The 26,380-nt window shown below is 65.1% G+C and carries 21 protein-coding genes and 1 tRNA gene; 8 read left to right on the forward strand and 14 right to left on the reverse strand.

All coding sequences use genetic code 11. From position 1 onward, the window contains the following. Nucleotides 1-31: 31 nt before the first annotated feature. The 5 genes from ACFB49_RS23035 (at nucleotide 32) to ACFB49_RS23055 (ending at nucleotide 6,893) form a co-directional block, all read left to right on the forward strand. A tRNA-Ile gene (locus ACFB49_RS23035) sits at nucleotides 32-107 on the forward strand. Nucleotides 108-559: 452 nt separating this feature from the next. Then, entirely contained in the window at nucleotides 560-2,818 is a 2,259-nt protein-coding gene (locus ACFB49_RS23040; RefSeq protein ID WP_380874110.1) for a TonB-dependent receptor, read from the forward strand. Between the two features lie 78 nt (nucleotides 2,819-2,896). After that, a complete protein-coding gene (locus ACFB49_RS23045) occupies nucleotides 2,897-4,585 on the forward strand; it encodes an amidohydrolase family protein (protein WP_380874112.1) in 1,689 nt (562 codons plus the stop codon). A 91-nt stretch (nucleotides 4,586-4,676) separates the two neighbouring features. Next, complete coding sequence (locus tag ACFB49_RS23050) at nucleotides 4,677-6,365, forward strand: amidohydrolase family protein (RefSeq protein ID WP_380874113.1); 1,689 nt, start codon at nucleotides 4,677-4,679, stop codon at nucleotides 6,363-6,365. A 72-nt stretch (nucleotides 6,366-6,437) separates the two neighbouring features. Beyond that, on the forward strand, nucleotides 6,438-6,893 hold the full coding sequence (locus tag ACFB49_RS23055) for an Lrp/AsnC ligand binding domain-containing protein (RefSeq protein WP_380874115.1): 456 nt from the start codon (nucleotides 6,438-6,440) through the stop codon (nucleotides 6,891-6,893). A gap of 9 nt (nucleotides 6,894-6,902) precedes the next feature. Here the strand turns inward: ACFB49_RS23055 and ACFB49_RS23060 are convergent, their stop codons facing one another. Then, nucleotides 6,903-7,085: a hypothetical protein gene (locus tag ACFB49_RS23060; RefSeq protein ID WP_380874117.1), complete on the reverse strand. Its 183-nt coding sequence runs from the start codon at nucleotides 7,083-7,085 to the stop codon at nucleotides 6,903-6,905. Nucleotides 7,086-7,455: 370 nt separating this feature from the next. Here ACFB49_RS23060 and ACFB49_RS23065 point away from each other — a divergent pair, with 370 nt between their 5' ends. Both ACFB49_RS23065 and ACFB49_RS23070 read left to right on the forward strand, forming a co-directional pair. After that, nucleotides 7,456-9,528, forward strand: a complete 2,073-nt coding sequence (locus ACFB49_RS23065) for a BamA/TamA family outer membrane protein (protein ID WP_380874118.1) — start codon at nucleotides 7,456-7,458, stop codon at nucleotides 9,526-9,528. 23 nt (nucleotides 9,529-9,551) lie between these two features. Further along, nucleotides 9,552-13,718, forward strand: coding sequence for a translocation/assembly module TamB domain-containing protein (locus ACFB49_RS23070; RefSeq protein ID WP_380880088.1), 4,167 nt, complete (start codon nucleotides 9,552-9,554; stop codon nucleotides 13,716-13,718). Here the strand turns inward: ACFB49_RS23070 and ACFB49_RS23075 are convergent. The 4 genes from ACFB49_RS23075 to hrcA all read right to left on the reverse strand — a co-directional run bounded on the left by ACFB49_RS23075 (nucleotide 13,712) and on the right by hrcA (nucleotide 18,174). Beyond that, nucleotides 13,712-14,974 carry a multidrug effflux MFS transporter gene (locus ACFB49_RS23075; protein WP_380874120.1) on the reverse strand — a complete coding sequence of 421 codons (1,263 nt, stop codon included), beginning with the start codon at nucleotides 14,972-14,974 and terminating at the stop codon, nucleotides 13,712-13,714. The two genes, ACFB49_RS23070 and ACFB49_RS23075, sit on opposite strands and share 7 nt — an antisense overlap. A 119-nt stretch (nucleotides 14,975-15,093) precedes the next feature. Further along, nucleotides 15,094-16,470 (reverse strand): oligosaccharide flippase family protein, encoded by a 1,377-nt coding sequence (locus ACFB49_RS23080; RefSeq protein WP_380874122.1) that lies wholly within the window; start codon nucleotides 16,468-16,470, stop codon nucleotides 15,094-15,096. 100 nt (nucleotides 16,471-16,570) lie between these two features. After that, nucleotides 16,571-17,134: a nucleotide exchange factor GrpE gene (gene grpE / locus ACFB49_RS23085; RefSeq protein ID WP_380874124.1), complete on the reverse strand. Its 564-nt coding sequence runs from the start codon at nucleotides 17,132-17,134 to the stop codon at nucleotides 16,571-16,573. Then, the gene (hrcA, locus tag ACFB49_RS23090) at nucleotides 17,131-18,174 is read right to left on the reverse strand and encodes a heat-inducible transcriptional repressor HrcA (RefSeq protein WP_380874125.1); all 1,044 of its coding nucleotides are present in this window, start codon (nucleotides 18,172-18,174) and stop codon (nucleotides 17,131-17,133) included. Before hrcA ends, grpE begins: the two co-directional genes overlap by 4 nt. A 421-nt stretch (nucleotides 18,175-18,595) precedes the next feature. On the opposite strand from hrcA, the gene ACFB49_RS23095 reads away from it, so the two are divergent. Further along, entirely contained in the window at nucleotides 18,596-20,218 is a 1,623-nt protein-coding gene (locus tag ACFB49_RS23095) for an NAD(P)/FAD-dependent oxidoreductase (protein WP_380874127.1), read from the forward strand. A gap of 4 nt (nucleotides 20,219-20,222) precedes the next feature. On the opposite strand, the gene ACFB49_RS23100 is transcribed toward ACFB49_RS23095, so the two are convergent. The 9 genes from ACFB49_RS23100 to ACFB49_RS23140 form a co-directional block, all read right to left on the reverse strand. Beyond that, nucleotides 20,223-20,918: an ATP12 family chaperone protein gene (locus ACFB49_RS23100; protein ID WP_380874129.1), complete on the reverse strand. Its 696-nt coding sequence runs from the start codon at nucleotides 20,916-20,918 to the stop codon at nucleotides 20,223-20,225. Continuing rightward, entirely contained in the window at nucleotides 20,915-21,148 is a 234-nt protein-coding gene (locus ACFB49_RS23105) for a hypothetical protein (protein ID WP_380874131.1), read from the reverse strand. Before ACFB49_RS23105 ends, ACFB49_RS23100 begins: the two co-directional genes overlap by 4 nt. Next, nucleotides 21,145-21,807: an HAD-IA family hydrolase gene (locus ACFB49_RS23110; protein WP_380874133.1), complete on the reverse strand. Its 663-nt coding sequence runs from the start codon at nucleotides 21,805-21,807 to the stop codon at nucleotides 21,145-21,147. Before ACFB49_RS23110 ends, ACFB49_RS23105 begins: the two co-directional genes overlap by 4 nt. Further along, the gene (locus ACFB49_RS23115; protein ID WP_380874134.1) at nucleotides 21,804-22,904 is read right to left on the reverse strand and encodes an RluA family pseudouridine synthase; all 1,101 of its coding nucleotides are present in this window, start codon (nucleotides 22,902-22,904) and stop codon (nucleotides 21,804-21,806) included. Before ACFB49_RS23115 ends, ACFB49_RS23110 begins: the two co-directional genes overlap by 4 nt. After that, entirely contained in the window at nucleotides 22,901-23,281 is a 381-nt protein-coding gene (locus ACFB49_RS23120) for a fluoride efflux transporter FluC (RefSeq protein WP_380874136.1), read from the reverse strand. Before ACFB49_RS23120 ends, ACFB49_RS23115 begins: the two co-directional genes overlap by 4 nt. A 171-nt stretch (nucleotides 23,282-23,452) precedes the next feature. After that, entirely contained in the window at nucleotides 23,453-23,860 is a 408-nt protein-coding gene (locus ACFB49_RS23125; protein WP_380874137.1) for a RidA family protein, read from the reverse strand. 21 nt (nucleotides 23,861-23,881) lie between these two features. Next, on the reverse strand, nucleotides 23,882-24,370 hold the full coding sequence (locus ACFB49_RS23130) for a VOC family protein (protein WP_380874139.1): 489 nt from the start codon (nucleotides 24,368-24,370) through the stop codon (nucleotides 23,882-23,884). A gap of 272 nt (nucleotides 24,371-24,642) precedes the next feature. Beyond that, nucleotides 24,643-26,001: an NAD(P)/FAD-dependent oxidoreductase gene (locus tag ACFB49_RS23135; protein WP_380874140.1), complete on the reverse strand. Its 1,359-nt coding sequence runs from the start codon at nucleotides 25,999-26,001 to the stop codon at nucleotides 24,643-24,645. Continuing rightward, on the reverse strand, nucleotides 25,994-26,269 hold the full coding sequence (locus ACFB49_RS23140; protein ID WP_380874141.1) for a (2Fe-2S)-binding protein: 276 nt from the start codon (nucleotides 26,267-26,269) through the stop codon (nucleotides 25,994-25,996). Before ACFB49_RS23140 ends, ACFB49_RS23135 begins: the two co-directional genes overlap by 8 nt. Nucleotides 26,270-26,380: the final 111 nt, after the last annotated feature.

Genomic DNA, 26,380 nt, shown 5'->3' on the forward strand with positions numbered 1-26,380 from the left:
TCACTCCGCTATCGCCAGGCGACGTTGGTCGGGGCCTGTAGCTCAATGGTTAGAGCTGGCCGCTCATAACGGCTAGGTTGCGGGTTCGAGTCCTGCCGGGCCCACCAGCGTCTTCATCCAAATGCTCGATTTGGGCCGCCAGGCCCCGCTTCGGCATCGATCCGCGTCGAATCGACAGGGACATTGCCGAACAATGTGCAACGCTTCCGACCGCAAGGTTGCACCGACGGTGCAACGAGGGAGCAACCTCGTTAGCCCGCGAGGATTCGCTGCAATGCACCAAGGCGGCCCCTTCCGCAGATAATTCGATGTGACACTTGTGTTGCAAAATTTAATTCGATTTTTCCCAGAAAAAACAACGCACATTCGATCGGATGGGTGTTACCGTCATAAAAACTAAGAAAAGAGATTGTCGCAGAACGCTGAGGGCAGCTTTCTGTGAGCAGGAGGAATTTGCGCTAAAAATTCGCGCCTAAACGAGGGGGTCGCAATGCAGAGCAGTTTTACGAAATATTTTGATCTTGGCTATTTTGCTCGTTCTTCGAGCAAGATTGCATTGATGATGGGTGCTTCAATTATAATTTTCCCCCAAGTTGCTTCTGCTCAGGATGCAGATAATTCGGGTGACATCGTCGTTACTGCACTGAAGCGCGACACGAAACTTCAGGATACGCCGATCGCCATTTCCGCGGTGTCTGGCGACTCGCTGCAGCGCGGCGGGACCACCAGTTTCACCGATCTGACCCGCAATACGCCCAGCCTGCGCATCGTCGACAGCGGTCCGGGCAACCGCCGGGTTATCCTGCGCGGTGTCACCGCGGCGGGCGAGCCGACCGTCGGCGTCTATTACGACGAATCGCCGGTTTCGGGTTCGGTGAGCACCACCAGCGACGCCGCCAGCTCCACGCCCGACATGCGCCTGTTCGACGTCGAGCGCGCCGAAGTGCTGCGCGGCCCGCAGGGCACGATCTACGGCTCGGGATCGATGGGCGGCACCGTCCGTATCATCTATGAAAAGCCGCGGGCCGATCGTCTTGAGGCGGCGGTTTCCGGCACCATGTCGGCGGTCGATGGCGGCGGCGTCGGCGGTTCGGTTGATGGCATGATCAACGTGCCGATCGTCGAGGACAAGCTCGCGCTGCGCGTGGTCGGCAATTACAATGTCTTCGCCGGCTATGTGGACAATGAGTTCTACGGCACCAAGAACATCAATGACGGCACGTCCTATGGTGGCCGCGCATTGCTGCGCTTCACGCCGACCGACGAACTGACAATCGATCTCGCCGGCTATTATGAGAAGGTCGCGACGGACAGCCCGCGCTGGATCGGTGAAACCGGCAAGCGCTACGTCACCGATGGCCGCTCGGAATCGGGTAATTATGACGAGAACCGCATCTACAGCGCGACCGTCAATTACGAGTTCGAAACCGTCAGCGTGACCGGCGTCACCACCTATTTCGATCGTGATCGCACCCAGGTGGGCGACGTCAGCGACACCTTCAACGGTCGCGATAATCCCGCTGGCTGCAAGCGCTACCATCTCGGTATTACCAACCCCACTAACCCCGCGACCTGCTCACCGGCCGAGCTTGCGACCTATCTCGAGCAGACCGATCGTATCCTCTATTCGAGCCTCTATCAGCCGCAGTCGATCAAGAACTGGACCAACGAACTGCGCCTGAGCTCGACCAGCGATGGCCCGTTCAACTGGACGGTCGGCGTGTTCTCGGAAGATCGCAAGACCACGGTGCGCAGCACTCTGCTGACGGCAGATCCCACCACGGGCCAGCTTCAGGATTTCGTGGATGAGAATATCTTCTACGATCGCACGATCAACGATCGCCTGAAGCAGAAGGCTGCTTTTGCGGAGGTCTCCTACAAGTTCTTCGACAAGCTGACCCTGACGGCCGGCACCCGCTATTATGATTATAAAAAGACGGTGGGCGGCCGCATCGACAAGGGGCAGGAACATTACTCCTCGAAGGTAACGCCGTATACGGAGGAAAGCTCCAGCGAGGACGGCTTCGTCTTCAAGTTCAACGCGTCCTATGAGATCAATCCGGACGTGATGGTCTATGCCCAGGCCGCGCAGGGCTTTCGTCCAGGTGGCGTGAACCAGGTGATCGGCCTGCCGGCGGAACTGGCCGCCTACAAGTCGGACAGCCTGTGGAACTATGAGCTGGGTGTGAAGACCAAGCTCACCCAGGGGCTCTACTTCAACGTCACCGGCTATCGCATCGATTGGGACGACCTGCAGGTTTCGGGCCGTACGGCGGGCACGGGATCGGTCTTCGGGCTGATCTCCAACGCCGGTGCGGCGCGGATCGAAGGTGTCGAGGTCGAGCTGAACGCGACGCCGATCCACGGCCTCTCGCTCGTCGGCAATGTCGGCTACACGGATGCCAAGCTGTCGGAAGATCAGGTCAGCACCGTCGTGGTTGCGACCGGCCGCAAGGGCGATCGCCTCGCCTTCGTGCCGAAGTGGAATGTCAGCGGTTCGGCTGAATATGTCTTCCCGCTGACGGACAGCTTCGAGGGCCTGGTGCGGGCGGATGCCGCTTATACCAGCAACTCCTACAGCACGTTGTCGCCGCTCGACATCTATCGTCGCAAGATCGATGGCTTCGAACTGGTCAACGCCCGCTTCGGCATCCAGGCGCCGGACAGCGAATGGAGCGCGGTTCTGTTCGTCAACAACGTGTTCAATGCGGCGGCGATCAACAGCCGCTCATCGAGCGCGAATACCGGCGGCAAGACGATCACCTACAGCGCGCCGCCGCGCACCATTGGCCTGACCCTGACGAAGCAGTTCCGCTGACGGAACTGGGCTTGCCGGCTTTCCACGCCGGCAAGCCCGCCTTCCAGCGTCGGTTTTCCGGGAAGAGGGGTCTAGCAAATGGTGAAGATCAACAAGCTTGTTCGCATGGGTTTTGTGCTGGGTGCGGCCGGTGCCGCGCTCGTCGCCGGATCGATGGCCGTCGCGCATGAGGCGGGGCCGGCGAAAGTGGAGGCGGTGAAGCCGCGCGCAGGCGCCAAGCCTGCCCCGGCCCGGCAGGCCGGCGAAGGCGCGGGTCCGTTCCGCAAGGTCGTGATCCGCGGCGTCACCGTGATCGACGGCACCGGCGCACCGCCGCGCGGTCCGGTCGACATCGTCATCGAAAATAACGTCATCGCCGATATCCTGCCCGCCGGCACGCCGGGCCTGGCGCCGAAGCCCGGGCGCGAGCCGCGGGATTTCGATTATGAGCTGGATGCGACAGGCATGTATGTGCTGCCCGGCTTCGTCGACATGCACGTCCATGGTTCGACCGACGACAAGGCGCCGGACCTCAGCTATTCCTACAAGCTGTGGCTCGCCCATGGCGTTACCACGGTTCGCGGCGTCGATCTCGCCCCGCTCGAAACCTCACTGAGCGAACGCGCGCGTTCGGCCCGCAACGAGATCGTCGCACCCCGCATCTTCGCCTATCAGCGGCCCGGCCAGGGCAAGGGCTGGACCGGCGGCCGGACGAACACGCCCGAAAAGGCGCGCGCCTGGGTGCAATGGGCGGCCAAGCAGGGCATCGACGGCATCAAGCTGATCAACAATGAGGATCAGCCGCCGGAGGTGATGGCGGCGATCATGGACGAGGCCAAGAAGCTGAAGCTTGGCACCGTCGCCCATCTTTCCCAGATCGGCGTCGGCCGGATGAATGCCGAGCAGGCGGGCGACGCGGGCCTTGGCACCGTCACCCATTTCTACGGCCACTTCGAATCCATGCTGAAGAACGGCCAGGTCCAGAACTGGCGGCATGATTACAACTATGCCGACGAGCAGGACCGGTTCGGCGATGTCGCCAACCTCTATGCGGAAAGCGTCGAGGAAGGGTCGCCGCAGTGGTGGGCCTATCTGGAGCATCAGAAGGAAAACCACGTCACCTTCGATCCGACGATGACGATCTATGCGGCCGGCCGCGATCTGATGCACGCCCGCAATGCCGACTGGCATGACAAATATACGATGCCGCAGCTCTGGGAATTCTACCAATCGTCACGCGAGAATCACGGTTCCTATTTCTACGACTGGACCGTGGGCACCGAGATCAAGTGGCGCAATTTCTACCACAAGTTCATGCGCCTGCTGAACGACTACAAGAATATCGGCGGCCGCGTGACTGCGGGTTCGGACTCGGGCTTCATCTTCGAACCCTATGGCTTTGGCTATATCCAAGAACTGGAGATGCTGCAGGAAGCCGGCTTCAACCCCAACCAGGTGGTGATGGCGGCGACGCTCAACGGCGCGCTCACGCTTTACGAGCCCAAGGGGCAGCCGGTGCCGCCGATCGGATCGGTGCGGGTCGGCAAGCTCGCCGATCTCGTCATCGTGAAGGAAAACCCGCTCCAGAATTTCAAGACGCTCTACGGCACGGGCGCTCTGCGGCTGAACGAGCAGACCCAGAAGCTCGAGCGGGTCGGCGGCGTCAACTACACGGTGAAGGACGGCATCATCTACGACGCCAAGAAGCTCTTGGCTGAAGTCGCGGAGATGGTGAAGGCCGAGAAGCGCCGCATGGGCATGCCGGAAGAAGGCTTGCCGCATCCGTGATTGACTTGGGGCGGCGTGTCGGCCGCCCCCTTTTCGTTTCACATCCTGCCGGGCCGGGAGAGGGCGGCAGGATTTCCTGAGCAGGGGTTGCATGATGAGAAAGATGATCCTCCGTCTGACGGCGCTGGCGCTCGCCACGACCGGGCTTGCCAGTGTCGCGTCGGCACATGATCCGGACGAATGGTATGCAGGCGGCGCCACCGGCGCCGTCGCCGGGGCGAAGCCGCATTTCGTGCCGGCGCCGCCGCGCACCTCGGCCGAAAGCAAGGGGCCGTTCCGCAAGTTCGTGATCCGTGGTGCAACCCTGATCGACGGCACCGGTGCGCCGCCGCGCGGGCCGATGGACATCGTCGTCGAAGGCAATCGCATCACCGCCGTCACCCAGGCGGGCTGGCCCGGCCTGCCGCAGAAGGCGGACCGCGAGCCGCGCGACTTCGACTATGAGATCGATGCGACCGGCATGTATGTGATGCCCGGTTTCGTCGACACGCATGTCCACACGCCCGCGAACGACAAGGCGCCCGACGTCAGCTACGCCTACAAGCTGTGGCTCGCCCATGGCGTGACGACGGTGCGTGGCGTGCCGCTCGCCGATCCGGCGGTCGCGAGCTCCGAGAAGAACCGTTCGGCCGCCAACGAGATCGCGGCGCCGCGCATCTTCAACTATCAGACGCTGGGTGCGGGCTGGAGCGGCGGCCCCATCGATTCCGCTGAAAAAGCACGCCTCTGGGTGCGCTGGGCCGCCAAGAACAATATCGACGGCATCAAGTTCTTCAATCGCCCGGAGGAAACGCCGGAGATCATCACGGCCGCGATCGACGAGGCGCACAAGAACAAGATGGGCACCGTCGCCCACCTCGCGCAGACCGGCGTCGCCAATTTCAACGGCCGCAATGCCGGCGACGCGCATCTCGACACCATCACCCATTATTACGGGCATATGGAGTCACTGCTGAACGGATCGACGATCCAGAAATTCCCGCTCGATTATAATTACAATAATGAGCAGCACCGCTTCGGCGACATCGCCGAGATCTGGGACGAGGTCTATCCGGCGAACTCGCCGCAGTGGCAGGAATATCTGGAGCACCAGAAGGAAAACCACGTCACCTTCAACCCGACGTTCAACATCTACGCGGCGTCGCGGGATCTGATGCGCGCGCGCAACGCCGATTGGCAGAACAAATATACGACGCCGCAGCTCTGGAATTATTTCCAGTCGACGCGTGATAATCACGGTTCCTATTTCTACGACTGGACGACCGAGAACGAGTTCGCCTGGAACCGCTTCTACCGCAACTTCTTCGACCTGGTGAACGGCTACAAGAATATCGGCGGCCGGGTGACGGTCGGCACCGATTCCGGCTTTATCTTCAAGGTCTATGGCTTCGCCTATGTCGAGGAACTGGAGCTGTTCCGCGAAGCCGGCTTCTCGCCGCTCGAAATCCTGCGTTCGGCAACCATGTGGGGCGCGGAAGAGGCTTGGGGTCCCAAGGGCGTTCCGGCACCGACCGGGGTGGTGCGGCCGGGCATGCTCGCCGACATGGTGATCGTGAAGGAAAACCCGCTCGCCAATCTCAAGACGCTCTATGGCACCGGCCATTCGCGCCTGAACCCGGAAACCAACAAGCAGGAGATGGTCGGCGGCGTCAGCTACACGATCAAGGACGGCGTGGTTTACGACGCCAAGAAGCTGCTCGCCGAAGTGGCCGACATGGTCGCGTCCGAAAAGGCACGGCTCAATCAACCAGGTGCCCCGGCGCCCAACCCCAACCAGTGAGCGCCGAGGACGGGGCGCGGCCATGTGTCGCGCCCCGAACCTCACTTGCGGGAGGATAAGTAAAGCGCGGCCATGCTGAACGAGAGCGATCGTCGGATCCTGCGGGAAGTCCAGAAGGACGGCAGGATCACCAATCAGGAACTGGCCAGCCGTTGCGGCCTTTCCGCATCGGCCTGCCTCGATCGCCTGCGGCGCTTGCGGGAGCAGGGCTACATCACCGGCTTCACCGCGCTCCTGAACCCCGCCAAGCTCGATCGTTCGCTGATGATGTTCATTGAGGTGCTGCTGGACCGCACCACGCGCGAGACGATCAAGGATTTCGCCACCGCCGTGATCGCGCTTCCCGAAGTGCTGGAATGCCACATGGTCGCCGGCGGCTTCGATTATCTGATCAAGGTCCGCGTCCGCGACATGGTCGCCTATCGCAACTTCCTCGCCGAAACGCTGGTGCAGATGCCCGGCGTGCGCGAGACCCGTACCTATGCCGTGCTGGAAGAAGTGAAGAACGAAGTCGCGCTGCCGATCTGACGGCGATCGTTACGCCGCCGCGCGCATGGGATTGGCGTCCTGTTCCAGCGCTGCCGCGTCGAGCTTTTCGACCTGATCGGCGATCTGACGCAGCCGGAAGGCTTCGTCGCTATGCTTCTTCACCGCACCGGCCTGAACCGCCAGCAAAGCCCTGGTTTCAGCGATGATCTCGCGGAGACGATCGTTGTTCATTCCAACTCTCTCAAAATATTCCACAATTTCCGGCCGCGGAAATTCCGGGCAGGACAAGCTCATGATTTGCAATGGGTGGAAGACAGCGCTGAGGCAGTAAAACCGGACCCGTCGATCGCGGCCTGGCCGGCGTCATTCAAGTAACGGCCGAAAAGGCTTTGCTCGCGGCGCTTCTGGCGGATGCGATGACTATAATCAACCTGTGTGTCGGCAACCTGTCCGCCCCCAATTTCGTTTCGGCGGATTTGGGGTTGCCCGATCGCAATTTGAGGCATCGACGCATGGCCCGGCGCGCTTTCTGGCCCGACCGGCGACGAACGCGCGTTTCCCTGCTGGCGGGCGGCGACAGGCGGCGCTAGTTACCGGCCTTATGCAGTTGGAAACTCGCCGGCGCAGAACGGGTGGCCTTGCGCTGGCAACGGCCTTGCTGGCGTGGTCGGTGCCAGTCGAGGCGCAGACTGAAACTGCACCGCCGGCGCCGGCTCCTCCCGCTGCCGATCTGCCGTCGGGAGACGCGCTCGATCCCGCGTCGCCGCTGCAGGACATGCCCGATATCGGCATTGCCTGGCCAGATCTGGACGCTCCGGATGAGGCGCCTGTCGACATGGCCGAACCCGCACCCCAGGTGCCGCCGCAACCGGGCGTTACTGGCGAAGCGGCCAAACCGCCGGAGGCCGTGTCGTCCGCGCCCGCCGAGCAGATCGATGCCGCGGCGGAACGCCGCTACCATGTCATAGTCGCCGGCCTGGAGGGCCTGACTGCCGACAAGGAAAAACTGCGCGCGCAGTTCGACGCGGTCTCCTCGCTGGAGGCTGGGGACGACAAGGATGCCAACGTCGCCCAGATCGACCGCCGCGCGCGTGAGGATGAGGCAACCTTGCGCGATATATTGCGCGCGCATGGCTATTATGACGCGACCGTGCGCACGCGGGTCGAAGGGCAGCGCGCGGGCATGATCACCGTCACCCTGACGGCCGATCCGGGCGATGTCTTCCGCTTCACTAAAGTCAACATCACCGGTCTCGAAGCGGCGGGGGACAAGGCGGTCGCGCTGCGCAACGCCTTCGGCGTGAAACAGGATGATGTGGTCGATGCCGCCGCAGTCAACGCTGCGGTCGCCAATCTCAACCTGTCGCTGGGGCGGGAGGGTTTTCCCTTCGGCAAGGTCGGCGCGCCGGATATCGTCGTCGATCACGACACGCATGGCGCATCGATCGCGATCGACGTCGAACCGGGCGGCGCCAAGCGCTTCGGCGAGATCGAGATCCGCGGCAAGCCGCTCTTCTCGACCAAGCATCTCGGCCGCATCGCCCGCTTCCATCCCGGCGATGCCTACGACAGCGCCAAGGTCGACGATTTCCGCCGCGCGCTGATCCAGACGAGCCTGGTCTCCTCAGTCTCAATCACGCCCGAAATGGGCGATACGCCCGATACGGTGGACATGGCTGTGGCGCTCGAGCCCGCACCGCTGCGCACGATCGCCGGTGAACTCGGTTACGGCACGAGCGAAGGGTTCCGGGCCGAAGTGAGCTGGCAGCACCGTAATCTCATCAAGCCCGAAGGCGCGGTCACCTTCCGCGCGGTCGGCGGTACGCAGGAACAGTTGCTCGGCGCCGTGCTCCGTCGGAACAATTACAAGGCGCGCGATCGCGTGCTGACCGGGCAGGTCGTCGCCAGCCACACCGATCGCGATGCCTATGAAGCCCGCACCTTCACCATCGGCGCGGCGCTCGAACGCCAGACCAACCTGATCTGGCAGAAGAAATGGACCTGGTCGCTCGGGGCCGAACTGGTCGCTTCGGACGAACGCGACGTCGTCGGCGACACGGCCGAGCCGCGGCGGCGCACCTTCTTCATCGCCGCACTCCCCACCACGCTCGCTTATGACGGGTCGGACGATCTGCTCAATCCGATGCGCGGCTTCCGCCTGTCGGGCCGGGTCTCGCCCGAACTATCCTTCCAGGGCAGCCCCTTCGGCTATGCAAAGATGCAGGTCGATGGCAGCGGCTATTATCCGATCAACGATCGCGCGACGATCGCCGGGCGCGTTCGGGTCGGCTCGATCGTCGGTGCCAGCCGTGATCGCATCGCGCCGTCGCGGCGTTTCTATGCCGGCGGCGGCGGCTCGGTGCGCGGCTATGGCTATCAGGATATCGGTCCGCGCGATGCCGACAACGATCCGATCGGCGGCATCAGCCTCGCCGAATTCTCGCTGGAAGCGCGCGTACGGTTCGGCAATTTCGGGGTCGTGCCCTTCATCGACGCCGGCAACATCTACACCGAATCCCTGCCGAAATTCACCGGCCTGCGTTACGGCGCGGGCATCGGTGCGCGCTATTACAGCAGCTTCGGCCCGATCCGCGTCGATATCGGCACGCCGCTCAACCCGCAGCCCGGTGACGCCAAGGTCGCGGTCTATGTCTCCTTGGGGCAGGCGTTTTGAGCAGCGACCTCCCCCCGGCTGACATGCTTCCCGAGGAAGCCGCGCCGCCGCCGCGTCGTCGCCGCCGTTTGTGGGCGCCGCTGCGCTGGCTGTTGTTCGGGCTGCTCGGCATCCTCGCGCTCATCGGCGCGGCCCTGCTCGCCGTGGATAGTGATCCCGGCCATCGCTTCCTGGCCGATCGCATCGCCGCGCTCTCGCCCTCTTCTGGCCTCAAGATTCGCATCGGCCGGATCGACGGGTCGATCTGGGGGCGCACCAAGCTGCGCGATCTGCGCCTCTATGATCCGCGCGGGCTGTTCCTTGAGGTGCCGGAAGTGGATCTCGACTGGCGGCCGCGCGCCTGGCTCGCTAACACGCTTCATATAGATCGGTTGGCGACCGACATCGCCATCCTCCACCACCTGCCCAAGCTCAATCCCAGCAAGAAGCCCGGACCGATCCTGCCCGGCTTCGACATCTATATCGGCGATCTCGACATCGCGACGATCCGGCTCGAACCCGGCGTCGCCGGCCAGCGGCGCGTGGGCCGGATCAAGGGCAAGGCGGACATACGCAATGGCCGCGCGCTGGTGGATCTGGCGGCGAGCACCAACGCCGGGGACAAGCTTCGCCTGTTGCTGGATGCCGAGCCCGATAGCGATCGCTTCGATCTCGATGCGAAACTCGCCTCGCCCTCGGGCGGCGTGGTCGGCAAGATCGCCGGCACCAACCGTCCGATCGCACTCGCCGTCACCGGCGATGGGACGTGGAAGATATGGAACGGCGCCGCCAAGCTCGATATCGGCGCGGTTCATGCCGTCGATCTCAAGCTCGGCGTCCGCGAGGGGGCCTATTCGCTATCGGGCGTGCTCGCACCTTCGCCTTTGCTCAAGGGCAAGCTCCAGCGCCTGACCGACCCACGCATCCTCGTCACCGGTGAGGCGAAACTCGCCAACCGCCGGCTCGATTCCACACTGTCGCTGCGTTCGCCCGCGCTCACCATGGACATGACCGGCGTGCTCGATCTCGCCGAAAGCGCGTTCGATGGGGTGCAGGTCAACGCCCGACTGCTCAAGCCGCCCGCGATGTTCCCCAACATGACGGGCACCAATATCCGTCTTCGGGTGTTGCTCAACGGTGCGTTCAAGGCCGCGGAGTTCGATTATCTCCTCACCGCCGATCGCGCCGCCTTCGACCAGACCGGCTTCGAGGTGGTGCGTGCGCAGGGCCGCGGCAAGTTGTCCGATCCGCCGGTCAAGCTACCCGTCCGCCTCACCGCGCGGCGGGTTACGGGCGTGGGCGATGTGGCCGGTGGCATCCTCGCCAATCTCGCGGTGGATGGCGTGCTCGACGTGACGGCGAAGGAGGTACGCGGCAACGGCCTGCGGCTCTCGTCGGACAAGCTCAAGGGCAAGCTCGCTCTCTATCTCGATCTCGTCACCGGTCGCTACGACGTCACCGTCTCGGGCGGCATGACGCGCTATCTGATCCCGGGCATCGGCCTCGTCGACGTGACCAGCGACCTCAAGGTCGTGCCCGGTCCCAATGGACGCGGCACGATCGTCCAGGGCACCGGCCGCGCCTGGGTACGCCGGTTCGACAATGCCTTCTTCGCCGGCCTCGCCGGTGGCCTGCCGACGATCGAAACCGGCTTGGTCCGTGGCCCCGACGGCATCCTGCTGCTGCGCAACCTCAAGCTGCGTGGACCCACCATCACCATCACCGGCAACGGCATGCGGCGGCGCGACGGCACCTTCTATTTCGAAGGGAGCGGCACGCAGGGCGAATATGGCCCCTTCACGATGACGCTCGATGGCGACATCAGCCGCCCGAAGATCGACCTCGCTCTGGCAAGGCCGATGGATGCGCTGGGCCTCAGCGACGTGAAGCTGTTCCTCGATCCCAATCCGCAGGGCTTCGCCTATCGTGCCAATGGCGGCTCGATGCTCGGGCCGTTCACCAGCAACGGCCAGATCCTGCTGCCGGCGGGAAGCCCGGCGACCATCGGCATCACTTCGCTCGACGTCGCCAACACGCATGCCAGCGGCGCGCTCCAGTCGCAGACGGGGGGCTTCCTCGGCCGGCTCGCGTTGGATGGTGGCGGGCTTGATGGCGAACTGATCTTCCGGCCGGTTGTCGGCCAGCAGCAGATCGAGGCGCATGTCGCGTTGCGCGACGCGAGCTTCCCCGGTCCGCCTGAAATCCTCGTTCGCCGCGGCCGTATCGACGGGTCGATCCGGCTCGATCCTGTGGGCAATTCGATCAACGGCCGGATCGCGGCCCAGGGCGTGCGGCGCGGCAACGTCACGCTCGGCCGCTTGCGGGCGGAGGCAGAGCTGGAAGGCGGCCATGGCAAGGTGACGGCGATGCTGGCCGGCACCCGCGGCCGCGCCTTCGCCTTCAATACCGAGGCGGATGTCGCGCCTGGCCGCGTCACCTTGACGGGGCAGGGCACGCTCGACGGCCGGCCGCTGCGGCTCGTTTCCCCAGCGACGATCAGCAAGGAAGGCGAAGGCTGGCGTCTCGCGACGACGCGGCTGCAATTCAACGGCGGCGCGGCCACCTTGGGCGGTCTCTATGCGTCCAACGCGGTGGAGGTCGATGCCGGGCTGGAGAAGATGCCGCTGTCGGTGCTCGATATCGTCGTGCCGCGGCTGGCGTTGGGCGGACAGGCGACGGGCAAGCTCAGCTATCGTGCGGCCGAAGGCAGCCAGCCGACCGGCCGCGCCGATCTCAAGGTCCGCGGGCTAACCCGTTCGGGTCTCGTCCTCTCCTCGACGCCGGTCGATCTCGGCATCGCTGCGGCCTTGACCGGCGATCGTGCCGTGGCCCGCGCGGTGGTGGCAAGCGGCGGCAAGACGCTTGGTCGCGCCCAGGCCCGGATCGCGCCGCTGTCCGGTGAAGGCAACTTTGGCGATCGCCTGATGAGCGCGCCCCTGTTCGCGCAACTCCGCTACGACGGCCCCGCCGATACGCTGTGGCGGCTGACAGGGATCGGCACGATCGACGTATCCGGCCCGCTGGCCGTCGGCGCCGACATTACCGGCAAGCTTGCCGATCCGCAGATCCGCGGTTCGCTGCGCACTGACAATGCCCGGCTCGAAAGCGCGGTCAGCGGCACGATCATCACCGGGGTCAAGGCCGCAGGCCGTTTCGGCGGCTCGCGGCTGGTGATCGACAGCTTTACCGGCGCGACGCGTGACGATGGCAGCGTCTCCGGCCGCGGCAGCTTCGATTTTGCGGGCGGCGTCTTCGGCATGGATATCGCAGTCGATGCCAAGGATGCGGTGCTGATCAACCGCGACGATATCGGCGCCACCGTCACCGGCCCGCTCCGCATCACCGCTGACAAGGGTGGCGGGGTGATCGGCGGCGATGTCTCGCTCGATCGCTCGCGCTTCCGCCTGGGTCGTGCTGCCGCGGCGGAAATCCCCCGGCTCAAGGTGACCGAACTCAACCGTCCGGTTGATGAAGGCGAGCTGGATACGCCGCCGATGCCCTGGCGGCTCGATCTCAAGGCCAATGCGCGCAACCGCCTTGTCGTCACGGGGCTCGGCCTGGATTCCGAATGGCGCGCGGATCTCGTCATCAAGGGGACGATCGACAATCCCGCGATCAGCGGGCGGGCCGATCTGGTGCGCGGCGGCTATGAATTTGCCGGCCGACGCTTCGATCTCGAACGCGGGTCGATCCGCTTCCTCGGCGAAGCGCCGCCCGATCCCGTGCTGGATATCGTCGCGCGCGCCGACGCGCAGGGGATCAACGCCACCATCCGGGTGTCGGGCACCGGCCAGCGGCCGGAGATCAACTTCGCCAGCATCCCTGCGCTGCCGGAGGATGAGTTGCTGTCGCGGCTGCTGTTCGGCACCTCCATCACTAACCTGTCGGCGCCGGAAGCCTTGCAGCTTGCCGCCGCGGTCGCGTCGCTGCAGGGCGGCGGTACGGGGCTCAACCCCATCAATGCGGTTCGTCAGGCCGCCGGGCTCGATCGCCTGCGCATCCTGCCGGCGGATACCACCACCGGCCAGCAGGCCTCGATCGCGGCGGGCAAATATATCACCCGCAAAACCTATGTTGAGCTGATCACCGACGGGCAGGGTTATTCGGCCACCCGGATCGAGTTCCAGATCACGCGCTGGCTGTCTTTATTGTCCAGCATCTCGACGATCGGCCGGACCAGCGGCAACGTCCGCGTGTCGAAGGATTATTGAGCCGGCTCACTGGCAACGGGCGGATGGTGCGGGCGGAACAATCGACCCCGCTCGACGATCAGCACGATCACCAGCGATACCAGCCCGAGCACCGTATATCCGGCGACCACGGGCACGGTCGTGCCGTCATAATTCTGGCCGATCACGATGCCGAGCAGCGCGCCGCCGACGGTGGAGATGAAGCCCTGGATCGAGGAGGCCGTGCCGGCGATATGGCCCACCGGTTCCATCGCCATCGATCCGAAGTTCGATCCCGCCAGGCCGAAACAGCCCATCGTCAGCGCCTGCAGCACGGCGAAGCTGACCAAAGTCTCATGGCCCGTTGCTGCGACCGTGACATGGATTACCGAAATCGTGATGAAGCCGATCAGCGCGGCGTGCGAAACCAGGCGGGTGCCCAGCCGCTCGACGATCCGCGAGTTGGTATAGGATGTGATGCCCATCGACGCGGCGATGCCGGCGAAGATGATGGGGAACAAAGTCGGCTGGCGGAAGGTGTCGGCAAAGATCTGCTGGGACGAGTTGATGAAGCCCAGCAGCGAGCCGAACAACATGGTCGAAGCCAATGTGTAGCCCAGCGAATAACGGTTGCCGAGTACCACCCGCGCAGCGCTGGTGATCTTCGCCACCGATATCGGCCGCCGGTCTTCGGGGTGCAGCGTCTCGGGCAGGCGCAGGCTGGCCCAGGCGACCAGGGTCGCGCCGAACAGCGCCAGGAACAGGAAGATGGCCGGCCAGGGGGCGACCAGCAGGATCAACTGGCCGATGCTCGGTGCCAGGATCGGCACCGCCAGGAAGACGATGAACGACAGCGACATCACCCGCGCCATCTGCCGCCCTTCGAAACGGTCGCGGACGATCGAGATGGCGAGGACGCGGGAAGCGGCGGCGCACACGCCCTGCAACACGCGCGCGGCGATGATCGACTGGAAATCCCAGGCGAAGGCGGCAAGGACGCTGGTCGCGACGAACAGGCTCATGCTGATGATCAGGACCGGCTTGCGGCCATAGCGGTCGGCCAGTGGACCATAGATCAGCTGCGTCGATCCGAAGCCGAACACATAGGCCGCGATGATCCACTGCCGCTGGTTCTCGCTCGCAATGTCGAGCGCATGGCCCATCGCCGGCAGCGCCGGCAGCATGGAATCGATGCCCAATGCATTGATCGCCATCAGCATCGCGACGAGCCCGACGAATTCGCGGAAACTCATGCGGAACGAAGGCGAGCCGCCGTGAACGCCGGGGGCTTGGGACATCATCGACCTCGATTTTCACGGGCTTCCCCTGAAAAGGGGAGGCAGGGGCGCAACCTTCGCCAGCCGCGCAAACGTCGGTGCCTAGAGCCTTTTTTACGGGCTCCTGTCAAGCTTTGCGGTCAGGGGAAGCTTTGGCCTTCGACCAGTTTCAGGCCCAGTCCGCTCGCGGCCACCGCCGCTGCCAGCGTCACCGCGGCAAGCGCCGTACAGATGATCTTTTCGCGCCAGTGGAAGCCGCCCGCGATCTTGCGGGCACGGATCGTCAGATAGCCATAGACCGGCACTTCGACGAGACCGATTACCGCGATCATCCAGAACTGCCCGCCATGGGAATAAGCCAGCGGCAGGCTGATCACGAGCCATCCCGCCCGGATCAGATTGGCGACGCTCTGCGGCCAGTCCTCTCCATGCGCCAGCAGATATTGCTCGATCCGCGATGCCGGCAGCCGCAGGAAGATCGATGGCGCGAGCAGATACATATAAGTCGCCGCATTCCAGTAACGGCTGTCATAGAGGATGTGCGTGATCGCCTCGGCCGCGCCCGTCAGTGCGGCGACGCCCATGATGTAAAGGCGGGTGAAATTCCGCCCGAACGATCGGTAGAAATCATGGATCGGCCCGCTGTCTTCCGCCCGCCGGTCGACATAGGCGACATAGAGCGATCGCCGCGAATAGGAATCGGCGACCGTGATCGGAAAGGCCAGCAGGTTGGACGCGAGCGTATAGAGGCCGAACTGTGCCAGCAGCATGAAGCGCGACAGCAGCACCTTGTCGATCTGGCGGACGAACACGGTGGCCACGCTCGAAACGAAGAAGGGCCGCCCATCGCGGATCAGTTCGCGGACGATCGGCATGTCGATGCGGAACCGTCGCCGCGTGCCGCTGACCAGGAAGCTACCCACCGCCTTCGCGCCGGTCGATGCGATATAGCCCCACACCAGCGCCCAATAGCTCGGCATCAGCAGCGCCAGCCCGATCGTGAAGAAGAGCTGGAACACCGCGCAGCTGATCTCCAGGATCGTCAATTGCAGCAGCCGCCCTTGGCGCGGGCCGGTCGCGTAGAATAGCGATTGCGCGCCTTCGAAAATCAGCACCAGCGACGAAACCATCAATGGCGCGGCGATTTCCGGCTTTCCGGAAAAGGAGGCGATCGGCAGGCAGAGCAGCCCCATGGCGACCGCGAGTACGAAGCCGCGGATCACGCGGAAGGACCATATCGCGTCGAGGAAATGCGAATCCGAAAAGCGTCGGTCGCGGGTAATCAGCGAAAAGAAGCCGATGTCCGAAACCATGACGAGGATCACCGTCCATGAGACGATGATCCCCATCACGCCGAAATCATGAACGTCGAGCAGGCGGGTCAGGATCGCCGAGCTGATCAGCCGCAGACCATTCTGGATGATCAGCGAAACGAGGATCAGGCTCGACGGACGCGCTGCCAGTTCCAGCAGGCGGGCGACATGGCGATTGGCGGGTGCGCCGCGCGAAGCGTTCAAGGCATCACCGTTTCGGCATCGGCCTCATGCATGCAGTGCAGCAGGTCGGCGGCCGCGCGATACCAGGATCGTGACATCGGCCGCCCCTTCGTGTCTGGGATCAGGCCTGGGTGTCGACGCTTTGGCCGGCCGGTGCCTTGGCCACGCCCACCATCGCCGGGCGCAGCAGCCGATCCTTGATCATGTAGCCGGACTGCATTTCGTGGACGATCGTGCCCGGCGCGGCGCTGGCGCTTTCCATCTCCATGATTGCCTGGTGGCGATTGGGGTCGAGCGGCTCGCCCATCGCGGCGATTTTGGTGACACCATTGCGCTGGAACACATTTTCCAGCTCGCGCGCGGTCATCTCGATGCCGGTCACGAGCGGCTTCAGCTTCTCGTCGCTCGCCAGTTCGGCCGGGATCGCGGCGAGCGCGCGGGCGAGATTGTCGGCGACCGAAAGCATGTCGCGGGCAAAGCCGGTCGCGGCATAGGCAATTGCGTCGGCCTTCTCCTTTTCCAGGCGGCGGCGCACATTCTGCGTCTCGGCCTGGGCGTAGAGCAGATCGGTCCTGAACTTCTCGATATCGGCCTCGAGATCCGCCAGCGGGTTGCGCATGCTGCCCTCGGGCATCGCTTCCTTCGCCTCGGTGGCGTTGGTTTCAGGGGTGTTTTCGTCGCTCATGCCATCAATCTCGTCAGTGTCTGTGCAGTGAAGTCCACCATGGGAACGACGCGCGCATAGTTCAACCGGGTCGGCCCGATCACGCCGACCACGCCGACCACGCGGCCGTCGCCGCCGCGATAGGGGGCCGCTATCACGGATGAGCCGGAAAGTGAGAATAGTTTGTTCTCTGATCCGATGAAGATCTTCATCCCCTGGCCGGCGCGCGCGCTGTCGAGCAGACGGGCGATCTCCTCCTTGCTCTCCAGTTCCTCCAGCAATTGCCGCACGCGTTCGAGGTCGGCGGCGGCCGCCGGGTCGATCAGATTGGCTTGGCCACGCACGATCAGCACCGGGCGGGCGGCGCCGTCTTCAGACCAGATGGCAAGGCCGCGGGCGATCAGGTCGGCCGCGGCGGCATCCAGCATCGTCCGGCCGCGGCCGATTTCGTTGCGCAGCTTGTCCTCGGCCTCGCGCAAGGTCAGCCCGGCAAGCTGGCTGCTGACATAATTGCCGGCCTCGGCCAGCAGATGCGGCGGCATGCCAGGCGGCAGCTCGACCACGCGATTCTCTACCGATCCGTCGGCACCGACCAGGACGGCCAGCGCCTGCTGGCTGGAAAGCGGGACGAAACCGAATTGGCGCAGCACCGGTTCACGCCGCGGCACCAGCACGATGCCCGCGCAGGAGGAGAGACCGGACAGGACGGCGCTGGCCGCGGTCAGCGCGTCCTCCACCGGGCCGCCGCTGATCCTGGCCTCGATCGCGGCGCGTTCCTCGGGCGACGGCTCGGCTGCCTGCATCATCCCGTCGACGAACAGGCGCAGCCCGCTTTCTGTGGGCATTCGTCCGGCCGATGTGTGCGGTGCAGCAAGAAGTCCCAGCTCCTCCAGATCCTGCATGACGTTGCGGATCGAGGCGGGGGAAAGGTTGAGCCCGGCGAGGCGCGATATGGTGCGCGATCCCACGGGTGCGCCGGTATCGAGATAGCTTTCGACGACGACGCGGAAGATGTCGCGCGCCCTGGCGGAAAGTTCGCTGATCGGTGGGTTCGTCGTCACACCGGTAACTTAGGCGGAGAGTCGGGCCTGCGGAAGGGGGCATTCCCCGCCGGCATTGCCGGGCGGGGCGCCTTCATCAACAGGTTCGGGTCAGAAGGTGAGGATCACCCCGACCGCGAGCGCCTGCGAGGCAATTGCCAGCGCGAGGCTGGTTGCCGCTTCGAACATACGCATGATCAGTCTCCGTTGCGCGGCGGAATAGCCGCGGTGCGCAAAAGAGCGAAACGCCCGCCTGGCAAGGCTACCAGATGGTTCGGATCGTCTTTTTTGTGCGCTGCACAATAGATAGTCTACTGATGCGGTAGAAAGCGATTAGAAAATGCAACCGTACGATTGCATGAAGCGCAATCGTGGTCTGGTGGTTCGAGGGATGGGGCGTTCCCCGATGGCGCTCTGCAACCCGCACGGCTAAAGGCGGCGGATGCTGCGCATCACCGAACTCAAGCTGCCGCTCGATCATCCGGCCGAGGACCTGCCCGCCGCCATCCTCACGCGGCTGGACATACCGGCGACGGATCTGATCGACTTCACCGTCGCCCGCCGCGGCAATGATGCTCGCCGCAAGTCGGCGATCCAGCTCGTTTATTCAATCGACGTGACGGTGAAGGACGAGGATGCGGTGCTGACCCGCTTCGCCGCCGACAGCCATGTAAACCGCGCGCCCGACACCGAATATCGCTTCGTGGCACAAGCGCCCGCGGATTATGCCGGCCCGCGCCCGGTGGTGATCGGCGCCGGCCCCTGCGGCCTGCTCGCCGGCCTCATCCTCGCCCAGATGGGCTTCCGGCCGATCATCGTCGATCGCGGCAGGGTGGTGCGCGAACGCACCAAGGATACGTGGGGGCTGTGGCGCCGCTCGGTGCTCGACCCCGAATCGAACGTCCAGTTCGGCGAGGGCGGGGCGGGCACCTTCTCCGACGGCAAGCTCTACAGCCGGGTCAAGGACCCCCGCTTCCTCGGCCGCAAGGTTCTGACCGAATTCGTCAAGGCCGGCGCGCCGCCCGAAATCCTCACCGATGCGCACCCCCATATCGGCACCTTCCGGCTGGTGACGATGGTGGAAAGCATCCGCGACACCATCGAGCAACTGGGCGGCGAATATCGCTTCGGCCACCGCGTCGATGATCTCGACATCGAAACTCTCGCCGATGGCAGCCGTCGGCTCCGTGGCCTCCATTTCCACAATGGCGACTACCTTGCCGCCGATCATGTCGTGATGGCGGTCGGGCACAGCGCGCGCGACACTTTCCACATGCTCCACGATCGCGGTGTCCATATCGAGGCCAAGCCCTTCGCGATCGGCGTGCGCATCGAACATCCGCAATCCTGGATCGACAAGGCGCGGTTCGGCGATTGCGCCAGGCATCCCGATCTGGGCGCGGCCGCCTACAGCCTCTCGCATCAGGCGGCGAACGGGCGGACGGTCTACAGCTTCTGCATGTGCCCCGGCGGCCGCGTGGTCGCCGCCACATCGGAAGAAGGTCGTGTCGTCACCAACGGCATGAGCCAATATTCGCGCGCCGAGTTCAACGCCAATTCGGGTCTTGTCGTCACCATCGATCCCGAACGCGATTATCCCGGCGATGCGCTCGCCGGCATCGAATTCCAGCGGCATTGGGAATCGCTTGCCTATGTCGCCGGCGGCTCCAGCTATGCCGCGCCGGGGCAGAAAGTCGGCGATTTCCTCGCCGGTCGCCCATCGACCGAGCTGGGCGAGGTGGTGCCCTCCTACAAGCCGGGCGTCCACCTCACCGATCTGTCGCAATGCCTGCCGCCCTTCGCGATCGAGGCGCTGCGCGAGGCGCTGCCCGTCTTTGGCCGACAGATCGCCAATTATGATCATCCCGATGCGGTGATGACCGGCGTCGAAACCCGCACCTCCTCACCGATCCGCATCACCCGCGGCCCCGACGGCCAGAGCCTCAACCTCGCCGGCCTTTACCCGGCGGGGGAGGGCGCGGGCTATGCCGGCGGCATCCTCTCCGCCGCGATCGACGGCATCAAGGTCGCCGAAGCCGTGGCAAAGAAGCTGGTCGAAGCCTGAACGATCAGCTTTCAAGCAACGCCACGAACCGTGCCGCCGCCAGGAAATCGCGCTGTCGTATCTCGCGCGCCTCGGTGGCGAGATAGTCCTCGCCCCATTGCTCGGCCTGCCATAGTTCGTCGAGATGGGTGGTGGCGAAGGCATCCTCGGCCGCAACCGCACCCTCAATCACCGCGAGCGCCGCGACCAGCGATCCGCCGATCGTCGTCAGCGGCGACAGGGCCGTAAGCGTGAAGGCGTCCTGCGCTGCCACCGCCTCGGCCAGCCGGGCGACCGTCGCCGTCGACTGCGGCTTGTGCATGATCCCGGTCACGATCTCGAAATGAACGTCGTAGCGCCCCCGCGCCCAATCGAGCAGCGCGTCCCATTTCTCGGTCTGCCGCGCGACCAGATCCTCGGGCTCGTCGGCGCGATAGCAGGTGAGGTCGGTCTCGCCATAAGCGGCGATATCACGCGCGAACTTCGCCGGATCGGGCCCCACCTGGTCGATCGCGGCATTGGCGAGGCCGGTCAGCGGCATCGAGCGCGGGTCGATCGTCTCGCCCTGCGCCTCCCATTCCGCAGCCACTGCGTCGCCCAGCGCCGCGGTCGGCAGCGTTAGCGCATTGCGCGCGGGCGTCTTCACCGGCCGTCCGTCGAGATGAATCGCGATCCCGTCTGGCCCGGGAACGGCCGCCACCTGCTTGTAGAAGCGCTTCATGGCTCGGGCGGGGTCCGCCATTTGCGTGCGAAGACCTGCGGCAGCAGCAGCGATTCCACGAAGCCGATCGCAAACAGCGGCACGCCCAGGATCGGCATGCCGCCTTCGCGCAGGATGTTGCCGTTCCAGATCCACAGGCCCAGCACCATCAGCAGCACGCCGCTCGCCCGCATCGCCGACAATATGGCGTAGCGCGTCCGCGCCAGCCGGTCGCGTTCGTCGGGTGTCATCTCATCTCCTTCAGGATCGCGGTCAGCTCCTGCGGGTGGAGCGCCACGCGGTCCGCACCTTCGGCAAAAAGCTCGTCCGCCTCATGATAGCCCCAGGCGACGCCGATCGCGATCGCGCCGACTGCCTGGGCCATGGCGATGTCGTAGCGCGTGTCGCCGATCATCGCCGTCGTCGCCGGTTCCGCCCCGGCATCGGCCATCGCCTGGATCAGCATGGACGGGTGCGGCTTGCTCGGATGGCGATCCGCCGTCTGCAACGTCACGAAGCGTTCGGCAATGCCATGATGGGCAAGGCACAGGTTCAGCCCGCGATCGGACTTGCCGGTCGCGACGCCCAGCAGCCAGCCGTCCGTCTCAAGTGCCACGATCGTCTCGACGATCCCGTCGAACAGCGGCTCCGCCACCATTCCCCGTGCACGCAGATCGTGGAAACAGCTCTTGTAGCTCTGCGCCATCGCATGGTGCAGCTCGGGCTCGCCCTCGGGGTGAAGTTCGCGCACCGCCTCGACCAGGCTCAGCCCCACGATCCGCCGCACCGCATCGCGGCTCGGCACGACCAGCCCCGCACGCACGAAGGTCTCCTCCATCGCGTCGCAGATATTGGCCTGGCTATCGACGAGCGTACCGTCGCAATCGAATACGGCGAGGAAGTTGCTCACTTCCGACCCCGTCCGCGTCGCTCCCCCTTGCGATCCTTTCGGCGTGCCTTGGCGGCGGCGCTGATCGCGCGGCGTTTGCCTTCGGCGGTCTCGCTGAACTTGGGTTCGTCCAGCGGCAGGGCGTCGCCATCGGCAAGATCAAAGCCCAGCAGCTCAAGGCTCTCGCTGAAATGCGCCGGCAATTCCGCCTTCACGTCGATCTGCCCGCCGTCGGGATGATCCACGCGCAGCCGCCGCGCGTGGAGGTGCATCTTGCGGCTGACGCCCCCGGTCAGAAAGGCTTCCTGACCGCCATATTTGCCGTCCCCAACAATGGGATGGCCGATCGCTGCCATATGGACGCGCAACTGATGGGTGCGGCCGGTATAAGGCTGCAACTCCACCCAGGCGGCGCGGTTCCCCGCCCGCTCGATCACGCGATAGCGGGTGCGGGCCGGCGAGCCTTCCTTCTCGTCGACATGCATCTTCTCGCCGCCGGTGCCGGGCTGCTTGCCGATCGGCAGTTCGACCATGCCGTCCTCGATCGAAGGCACGCCGGTGATGAGCGCCCAATAGACCTTGCGCGCGGTGCGGCTGCTGAACGCCTTGGCGAAATGGCCCGCGGCATTGGCCGATCGCGCGACCAGCAGCACGCCCGACGTATCCTTGTCGAGCCGGTGGACCAGCTTCGGCCGCCCCTCCGCCTCGAAGACAAGCGCGTCGAGCATCCCGTCGACATGCCGCTCGGTCTTGGTCCCGCCCTGCGTGGCGAGACCGGGCGGCTTGTTGAGCACGATCGCCGCCTTGTCGCGGTGGATCACCATCGATTGCGCGAGTTCCGTATCCTCGGGCGAAAGCGGCGGCCGCACCTTCTTGGGCTTGGCGGCAGGCGCCGGCGCGCTGTCCGCCGGGGGAACGCGGATGATCTGCCCGGCCTCGATCCGGTCGCCCGGCGCGATCCGCTTGCCGTCGACGCGGAGCTGCCCGGTCCGTGCCCAGCGCGACACGGTGTTGAAGCTCGCATCCGGCAGATGGCGCTTGAACCAGCGATCGAGCCTGATGCCATGATCATCGTCGCCGACGGTGAACTGGCGGACATTCTCCGCATCCTTGCTCATGCCAGCGCCCTCCCGATGAACAGGCCGATGATGCACAGCACCACCGATCCCGCGACGGAGGACACCGCATAGGCCGCCGCCATCACATGCCCGCCCGATTGCAGCATCCCCACCGTCTCCAGGCTGAAGGCCGAGAAAGTGGTGAAGCCACCGAGCACGCCCGCGCCCAGCATCAGGCGCAGCGGCGCCGTGGCGCCGGGGTCGCCGACGCTCAGCGCGCCGACCAGGATGCCCATCAGCAGGCCGCCGACAAGGTTGATGATCCATGTACCCCAGGGGAAGCCGGGGCCCATGATCTGATAGGCGATGTGCGTGACCTGATAGCGCAGGCCGGCGCCGATCGCGCCGCCCAGCATCACGAGAAGAAGCGGAGGCATGGCGCCCCTCTACCCCGCGATGCCGTGGGTGAACAGCCCTCTTGGCTTAGACCTTGATCGTTTCAGGCTGGATCAGCCTGAAACGTGAATCAAGGTCTCAACCATATGAATAGAGCCTGATTCACGATTTCGGCGGAAGCGCAAAGCGCTTCCACCTCAATCGATCAGGCTCTAGCCCGGCAGCGCGGCCGTCGCCTCGATCTCGATCAGGAAGTCCGGCAGCGCCAGTGCGGCAACGCCGAGGAAGGTGTTGGGCGCGGGCGTCGTGTCGCCATAGAAGGCGCCGATCTCGGGCAGCACCACGCCCAATTTGTCGGGGCTGTGGTTCACCACATAGGTCCGCAGCCGGACGATATCGGCGGGCGTCGCTCCGGCCTCGGCCAGCACCGCCTTCAGATTGGCGAGCGCCTGGCGCGTCTGTGCACCAAGGTCATCACCGCCCACGACATTGCATTCCTTGTCCCAAGCCACCTGCCCGGCGAGGTGCAGCGTCCTGCCGCCCTCCTGCAGCGCCGCGTGGGAGAATCCATAGCCGACCGCGTCATAGAGGCCGGCGGGGTTAATCTTGCTGTTGGGCATGTTCGGATTTCCCTTGAAAGCTCAGTCCACAATCTCAAGCTGGTGCCCGAATGGATCGAGCACATAGACATTCTTCTTCCCCGCCATCGGCCCGTCGGTGATGTGGATGATCTCCGAAGCCTTGCAGCCATGGGCTTCCAGATAGGCGATCGCCTTGTCGACATCGTCGACCTTGAGGCCGAGATGATGGCCGCCGCGGTCGCAGTTGCGTGGCAGATCCTGCCGGCGATCGGCAGGCTTGTCATATTGGACGAGCTGGAAGTTCATATTGTCGGTGAGCTTCAGCATGACGAGCGTCAGCTTCGCGCCGGGCACACCGACATGCGCCTCCATCCAGTCGCGCCCATCCGCTTCCGGCGGAATGTCGGCGGCGTCGAGCGGCCCCAGCCGGAACAGCTCCTCCGCGCCCAGCACGCCGCAATAGAAGGCAAGCGCCTCCTCAAGATCGGGCACCGTCCAACTGATATGGTCGACGGCAAGTATCTTGGGCTTTTCGGGCGCGGCGGTCATGGCGAACTCCGGTTGAGGGTATGGCGAATGTGTCGGGCGGTGCGGCAGGCCGCAACGCAACGGATGGGCAAAGATCGTTGCTGCGCGCGCAACGCTGGCTCATCCTTCTTCCTCCCCTCCCTGGAAGGGAGGGGTTGGGGGTGGGTCGCGAAGCCGACGGGCTCGATGCCCGCCGGCGTAGCTTTACGCGTCACATGATAAAGGCTCGCTGACGCTCGCCAACCCACCCCTTGATCCCCTCCCTTCCAGGGAGGGGAGGAACGTCTGCAACGTCAGGCCGGTCCCGCCAGATCGCCGATCGTCACGGGGCGGGCCGGGAATCGCTGGGTGAAGCCGGGGTCGTCGGCGCGGCCGATGCGGCGGAGCAATGTTGGCTCGCAATTGCGCCCTTGGCACGGCCCCATGCCGCAGCGCGTGACCAGCTTGACGGCATTGGCCGATCCGCCGCCCGCGATCTCCGCGTCGATCGCGGCGAAGGTCACATCTTCGCAGCGGCAGGCGATCGTGTCCGGGGCAGGGCGGGGGAGGTGGCCGGTCGGATCGGCCACGGCATCGAGCAAGGCCGCGAACTCCAGCCGGTCGGCATGGGCGCGACGGGGTGTTCCGGCGCTACGCGATGCGGTGGTTGCGTCGATCAGGCCCATCTTGCGTGCAATGCCGATCCCGGCCAGTTCGCCCGCCGCCATTGCCGCCGGCGCGCCGGCCACGCCGGTCGTCTCGCCGGCGACGAACAGACCGGGGATCGAGGATTCCATCCATTCGTCGGCAAGTACCGCCCAGCCGCCCGCAGGTCCGGCAGGCCGCACCCTGGCGCCCGCCATCCGCGGCAACGCCGATTGCGGTACGAAGCCGTAACACAGCCCCACGGCATCGCAGGCGATCTCGCCTGCGCTGGTCCGCACGGCCGTCACCCGCGTATCGCCCAGCACCGCTTCCAGCCCCACGCCGAAGCGCACCGGCACGCCCGCCCGTCGTAGCGCCATCATCGCGCCGGCGGCCGCCATCAGGTCCGTGGCATAGCCCAGGGCCGCGCCGGTTCGCGCCAGCACGCTCCGGACCATCGTCCCCATGTCCTGCGCGAATAGCACGCTCGCGACGGTGCCGCCCGCCGCGACGATCTGTGCCGCGATCATCAGCATGAGCGGATGGGTCCCCGCCAACACCACCCGTTCGCCCGGCACTATCTGCTGGCTCTTCACGAAAGCCTGGATGCCGCCCGCCGCATATACGCCGGGCAGGGTCCAGCCCGGCAGGGGTACAGCCAGATCCTGGCATCCCGCCGCCACCAGCACGCGCCGTGTCGCCAATCGCCGCGCGCCCTCCGGCCCACTGGCCTGCACCGCGAAGCCCTCGCCGTCGCGCAGCAATCCGATAGCGCTATGGCCGCCCAGCCACTCGACACTGTCCAGCGCCGCGAACCGGGCGAGCTGCGCCTTCAACGGGTCATAGGTCTTCCCCGGCAGCCAGTTCGCCACGCGGAAGGTGGCTGGCGGCTGGCGCAATATCTGCCCTCCCGGCCGGAGCTGTTCGTCGACCACGGCAATCGATAGGCCATGCCCGTCGAGCGCCAGCGCCGCCGCTTGGCCCGCCGGTCCACCACCGATAATGACGAGGTCGAAGGCGTCAGCCACGGGTCGCGACCTCCAGCCCATCCTGCACTTCCGTTAGGCACGCCCGCACGCGCCGCCCGCTCGCGACCAGCGTGACGAGGCATTCGCTGCACGTCCCCATGTTACAATAAAGCCCGCGCGGCTGGCCGGCGGTGTCGGCGCGGAAGTCCAGCCGCTCCGACGCCAGCATCGCGGTTGCCACCGTCTCGCCAGCAAAGGCCGGCACCGCCGCGCCGTCGACGATGATGGTGACGGCGGTGCCGCGTTCGACGTTGGCCTCAACCCGCATCCGGCGCCCCTGCCAAATCCGTCATCCCCGCGAAGGCGGGGATCCACTGTTCCACATGCGCCGGCACCGCCTGTCGCACGGTGGACCCTGAAACAAGTTCAGGGTGACGAG

The organism is Sphingomonas sp. DBB INV C78 (genome assembly GCF_042693015.1).
GTDB lineage: Bacteria > Pseudomonadota > Alphaproteobacteria > Sphingomonadales > Sphingomonadaceae > Sphingomonas_E.

Bases quoted from the DNA above. Each gene is read 5' to 3' on its own strand.
- ACFB49_RS23095 (WP_380874127.1), top strand. From the start codon at position 18,596: ATGCTGCGCATCACCGAACTCAAGCTGCCGCTCGATCATCCGGCCGAG.
- grpE (WP_380874124.1), bottom strand. From the start codon at position 17,134: ATGAGCGACGAAAACACCCCTGAAACCAACGCCACCGAGGCGAAGGAA.
- ACFB49_RS23065 (WP_380874118.1), top strand. From the start codon at position 7,456: ATGCAGTTGGAAACTCGCCGGCGCAGAACGGGTGGCCTTGCGCTGGCA.
- ACFB49_RS23070 (WP_380880088.1), top strand. From the start codon at position 9,552: ATGCTTCCCGAGGAAGCCGCGCCGCCGCCGCGTCGTCGCCGCCGTTTG.
- ACFB49_RS23100 (WP_380874129.1), bottom strand. From the start codon at position 20,918: ATGAAGCGCTTCTACAAGCAGGTGGCGGCCGTTCCCGGGCCAGACGGG.
- ACFB49_RS23130 (WP_380874139.1), bottom strand. From the start codon at position 24,370: ATGACCGCCGCGCCCGAAAAGCCCAAGATACTTGCCGTCGACCATATC.
- ACFB49_RS23075 (WP_380874120.1), bottom strand. From the start codon at position 14,974: ATGTCCCAAGCCCCCGGCGTTCACGGCGGCTCGCCTTCGTTCCGCATG.
- ACFB49_RS23055 (WP_380874115.1), top strand. From the start codon at position 6,438: ATGCTGAACGAGAGCGATCGTCGGATCCTGCGGGAAGTCCAGAAGGAC.
- ACFB49_RS23125 (WP_380874137.1), bottom strand. From the start codon at position 23,860: ATGCCCAACAGCAAGATTAACCCCGCCGGCCTCTATGACGCGGTCGGC.
- ACFB49_RS23045 (WP_380874112.1), top strand. From the start codon at position 2,897: ATGGTGAAGATCAACAAGCTTGTTCGCATGGGTTTTGTGCTGGGTGCG.
- ACFB49_RS23050 (WP_380874113.1), top strand. From the start codon at position 4,677: ATGATGAGAAAGATGATCCTCCGTCTGACGGCGCTGGCGCTCGCCACG.
- ACFB49_RS23105 (WP_380874131.1), bottom strand. From the start codon at position 21,148: ATGACACCCGACGAACGCGACCGGCTGGCGCGGACGCGCTACGCCATA.
- ACFB49_RS23115 (WP_380874134.1), bottom strand. From the start codon at position 22,904: ATGAGCAAGGATGCGGAGAATGTCCGCCAGTTCACCGTCGGCGACGAT.
- ACFB49_RS23040 (WP_380874110.1), top strand. From the start codon at position 560: ATGATGGGTGCTTCAATTATAATTTTCCCCCAAGTTGCTTCTGCTCAG.
- ACFB49_RS23120 (WP_380874136.1), bottom strand. From the start codon at position 23,281: ATGCCTCCGCTTCTTCTCGTGATGCTGGGCGGCGCGATCGGCGCCGGC.
- ACFB49_RS23060 (WP_380874117.1), bottom strand. From the start codon at position 7,085: ATGAACAACGATCGTCTCCGCGAGATCATCGCTGAAACCAGGGCTTTG.
- ACFB49_RS23140 (WP_380874141.1), bottom strand. From the start codon at position 26,269: ATGCGGGTTGAGGCCAACGTCGAACGCGGCACCGCCGTCACCATCATC.